Genomic DNA, 3,876 nt, shown 5'->3' on the forward strand with positions numbered 1-3,876 from the left:
GGCTGGCTGCCCTGAACTTGTCGCCCGGTTACATCCCTTCCACCTCTTTCAAGCTGGGACGATGCCCGAACTCCTGGACGTACACGCGTAGTGCATGAACAGGTTGGACAACACGGGCGAAACCGCCGAGCCCTGCGGGCTGCCGCGGTCCCGGGCTTGCAGGCTGCCATCCGGCCGCTGCAGCGGGGCTTTGAGCCACCGCTCCACATACAGCAGGACCCACCGCAAGTCGGTGTGGTGGGCGACCGCCTTGAGGACGAGATCGTGATCGAGGTTGTCGAAGAAGCCCCGGATGTCCAGATCGATCACCCAGTCCGTCTTCCAGCACCTCTCCCGGCACACTGCGACCGCGTCCAGCGCACTGCGGCGGGGCCGGTAGCCGTAGGAGTCCGGGTGGAACACAGGCTCCACCAGCGGCTCCAGCACCATGGCCACCACCGTCTGCGCGATTCTGTCCGCGACCGTGGGTACTCCGAGGATCCTGATCCCGCGTCCTCCCGGCTTGTCGATCTCCACCATCCTGACCGGCGGCGGGAAGTAGCAGCCTGACGACATGCGATTCCACAGCTTGTAGAGGTTGCCCTTCAGGTCAGCCTCGAACTGCTCGATCGACTCACCGTCGACGCCCGCCGCGCCCCTGTTGGCCTTGACCCTCAAGTACGCCTCGAACACCAGGTGTTTCGAGATCTGAAACGACTTCGATCCGCTCGTCTGGTTCATCCCGGGCACTCCGGTTGGCCACCAAGCAGACCCGGACGATCCGTCCCCTTCGCTCCATCCGCATTACCGGATTTCACCGCTACTACGAGACGGTCCGCCCCCGTGCCCCGCGTCGGTACTCGACCCCTTGCGGTTTTGTCCGCTTGGGGTTCTCCCTCTCGCCGCCGGCCCACCGGGCCGGCCGCAGCATCGGGGCGACAGGTTCCCACGTTCCGTGCAAGAGCCCGGGCCAGGCTCGCGCCGCCTCCATGCCGGACGCCGTCTGGGCAGTCAGCAGGCTCCCCCCAGACTTGTCCCGGAACCCAGATCATGCCCCGGTTTCGACGCCATTGAAGAAAGTTACGACACGTCATCAGCGGTTCGCTCACGCTCGCCTTCCCGACCCCTACCTGACGCGATCACTGCCGCGCCTTTTGCCGCAGCGCTCACCACGACCGGCACTTAACCGACGCAGCCTGCGGTGGTTTGGAGCCTCCCCCTGCAGGGCGACCCCGGAGGACCTACCTCCATCTCCTGCACAGCACCGCTTCCAGAAGCTCCTACATCAACGCCTCCTTCAGCGTTCGTGGCACACGATCTGCGACTTCTCGTCCACCGAGAGCACCACCGCTCCCTCGGGTGGGTTGAAGTACAAGCCCACGACGTCGTAGACCTTCTCCACGAACAACGGGTCGGTCGACAGCTTGAAGGTGTCCGCCAGATGTGGCTTGAGCTGGAACTGGCGCCAGATCCGGCCGACGGTCGACTTCGACAGACCACTGTGCTGTGCCATCGATGCCCGCGACCAGTGGGTGGCGTTCTTCGGCAGCTGTTCCAGCGTGGTGACCACCACCGCTTCCACCTGATCGACGCTGATGGTGGGCGGCCGGCCCGGCCGGGGCTCGTCGGCCAGGCCGTCCAGCCGCTCGGCGAGGAAGCGCCGCCGCCACTTGCGGACCGTGTCCGCGGTCACCCGCAGATCCCGGGCGACCGCGACAATCGGCGGCACCTCCGGCCCCGCGCACGCCAGCACAATCCGCGCCCGCAGGGCCAGCGCCTGGGCCGATGTCGCCCGACGCGTCCACCGCTCCAACACCGCCCGCTCGTCATCAGACAGCAGCAATGGTTCCAGCTTCGGGCCCCGACGAGGAACTGACGCACCAGCAGCAGAAGTCACACAACTACTAACGATCAACTACTGGCGCAGGACACTAGTAGGGCTTTGTTAGGTGCCCCAAGTGATTCTCATCGGATAGGTTGTGATCTTCTTTCAGGTGTGACACCTGAGGAGATGGAAGAGGTCCGGCCGCGTCTGGAGGCCTTCGCCGCCGAGATGCTTGGCCCGCTGGCCCGGCGGGATCAGCGGGCCAAGGGCGAGCTGTACCTGCGCGGGCTGATGCTGGACGGCAAGCGCAAGTCGATGCAGCCGATGGCCGAGCGCCTGGGCGTGGACCACCAGCAGCTGCAGCAGTTCGTCTCCTCCTCGACCTGGGACTACTCCAAGGTCCGGGAACGGCTGGGCCGTTGGGCCGCAGCACACATCTCGCCCGAGGCGTATGCCATCGACGATGTGGGCTTTCCCAAGGACGGCTACGACTCGCCGGGGGTGGCGCGGATGTACTGCGGCGCGCTGGGCAAGCGCGGCAACTGCCAGATCGGGGTCAGCGACCTGGTCAGCGACCGCGCGTCTTCCGCCGTCGACTGGCGCCTGTTCCTGCCGGAGAGCTGGGACGACGCCAAGCAGGGCGAGGACCTGCTGCTGGCCGAGGCCATCCGGCGCCGCCGCACCAAGGCGGGCATCCCGGACACCGCACGGCACCGGGAGAAGTGGCGCCTGGCCCTGGACATGCTCGACGAGGTGCGCGGGGACTGGGAACTGCCCGACCTGCCGGTCGTCGCCGACGCCGGATACGGCGACGCCACCGGCTTTCGCGAGGGCCTGACCGAGCGCGGCCTGACCTACGCGGTCGCGGTCAAGGCCACCACAACCGCGCACCCGGGCGACGCGACGCCCGAGCGCCCGCCGTACTCCGGGCAGGGCCGCCCTCCCGTGTCCGCCTACCCGAATCCGCACACCACCCTGCGCGCCCTGGCCCTGGCCGCCGGACAACCGGCCACCCGCACCGTCACCTGGCGCCAGGGCAGCAGGGCCGCCAGGCACAACCCGAACGCCGAGATGCGCTCGCAGTTCCTGGCCCTGCGGGTCCGCCCGGCCAACCGATCCATCCGCCGGGCCGCCGACGGCGCGCTGCCCCAATGCTGGCTGCTCGTCGAGTGGCCACCCGACTCCGCCGAGCCGACCGACTACTGGCTCTCCACGCTGCCCACCGACACCTCACTGCGCGATCTGGTACGAATCGCCAAGATCCGATGGCGAGTTGAGCACGACTACCGCGAGCTCAAGGACGGCCTCGGCCTGGACCACTTCGAGGGCCGCAACTACGCAGGCTGGCACCGCCACGTCACCCTCGCCTCCCTCGCCCAGGCCTTCTGCACCCTGCTCAGGCTCGACCCAAAAGCCCCTGCGCCGGCCTGACCCTCTACGCGGTGCTCCGCGAACTCCAGGCCCTCCTGGCCACCTGGACCGGCGCCTGCTCGATATGCGGCCAACCCGCACCGACACCAAAACCACACCACCGCACCTAACAAAGCCCTACTAGGGCCTGTCCGACGGGTCGCGTCACCGACCCCGCACCCGACAGCACTGTCACCCGAATGGCGCAACATGGCGTGCCACCCACATAGGTGAAGATCAGGCTGACTAGGGCCTGTTCCGGGTTGAGATCAGCTGGTGGGGTGGAGGCTGCGCATCCAGATGAGGGAGCCACGTAGGTGGAGCCCTGCGAGGTAGCTGGCGGAGGTCTTGTCGAAGCGGGTGGCGAGGCCGCGCCAGTCCTTGATCTTGTTGATGCAACGCTCCACGCTGTTGCGTTCCTTGTAAAGATCGGCGTCGTGGCTGACGGGCCGTCCGCCCCGGCGTCCCTTCTTCTTGCGGTTCGCGGCCTGGTCCTTCTTCTCCGGGATGACGGCCTTGATGTTGCGTTTACGCAGGTGGGCGCGGTTGGCGCGGGAAGAATATGCTTTGTCGCCGGCGACGGCGTCCGGGCGGGTGCGGGGGCGGCCGACCGGGCCGCGGACCTTGATGCCGGCCAGGACGGCGGTGAACTGGGGGCTGTC

Annotated in this window: 3 protein-coding genes and 1 pseudogene; 1 reads left to right on the forward strand and 3 read right to left on the reverse strand. The window is 67.6% G+C overall.

What is annotated here, in order from left to right; translation table 11 throughout:
• Positions 1–48: 48 nt before the first annotated feature.
• On the reverse strand, positions 49–720 hold the full coding sequence (locus tag ACFU8W_RS52145; protein ID WP_384052887.1) for a reverse transcriptase domain-containing protein: 672 nt from the start codon (positions 718–720) through the stop codon (positions 49–51).
• Between the two features lie 574 nt (positions 721–1,294).
• Positions 1,295–1,831 (reverse strand): annotated as a pseudogene (locus ACFU8W_RS52150) (IS630 family transposase); the annotation flags it as partial.
• 144 nt (positions 1,832–1,975) lie between these two features.
• Between ACFU8W_RS52150 and ACFU8W_RS52155 the strand changes: the two are divergent.
• Positions 1,976–3,235, forward strand: coding sequence for an IS701 family transposase (locus ACFU8W_RS52155; RefSeq protein ID WP_384052889.1), 1,260 nt, complete (start codon positions 1,976–1,978; stop codon positions 3,233–3,235).
• A 248-nt stretch (positions 3,236–3,483) separates the two neighbouring features.
• Here ACFU8W_RS52155 and ACFU8W_RS52160 read toward each other — a convergent pair.
• The coding region (locus ACFU8W_RS52160) for a transposase (protein ID WP_384052891.1) at positions 3,484–3,876 on the reverse strand (393 nt) is incomplete at its 5' end.

The organism is Streptomyces sp. NPDC057565, from assembly GCF_042801455.1.
Taxonomy (GTDB): domain Bacteria; phylum Actinomycetota; class Actinomycetes; order Streptomycetales; family Streptomycetaceae; genus Streptomyces; species Streptomyces yanii.

Excerpts from the sequence above, each read along its gene's own strand:
- ACFU8W_RS52145 (WP_384052887.1), bottom strand. The coding sequence starts at position 720 with ATGAACCAGACGAGCGGATCGAAGTCGTTTCAGATCTCGAAACACCTG.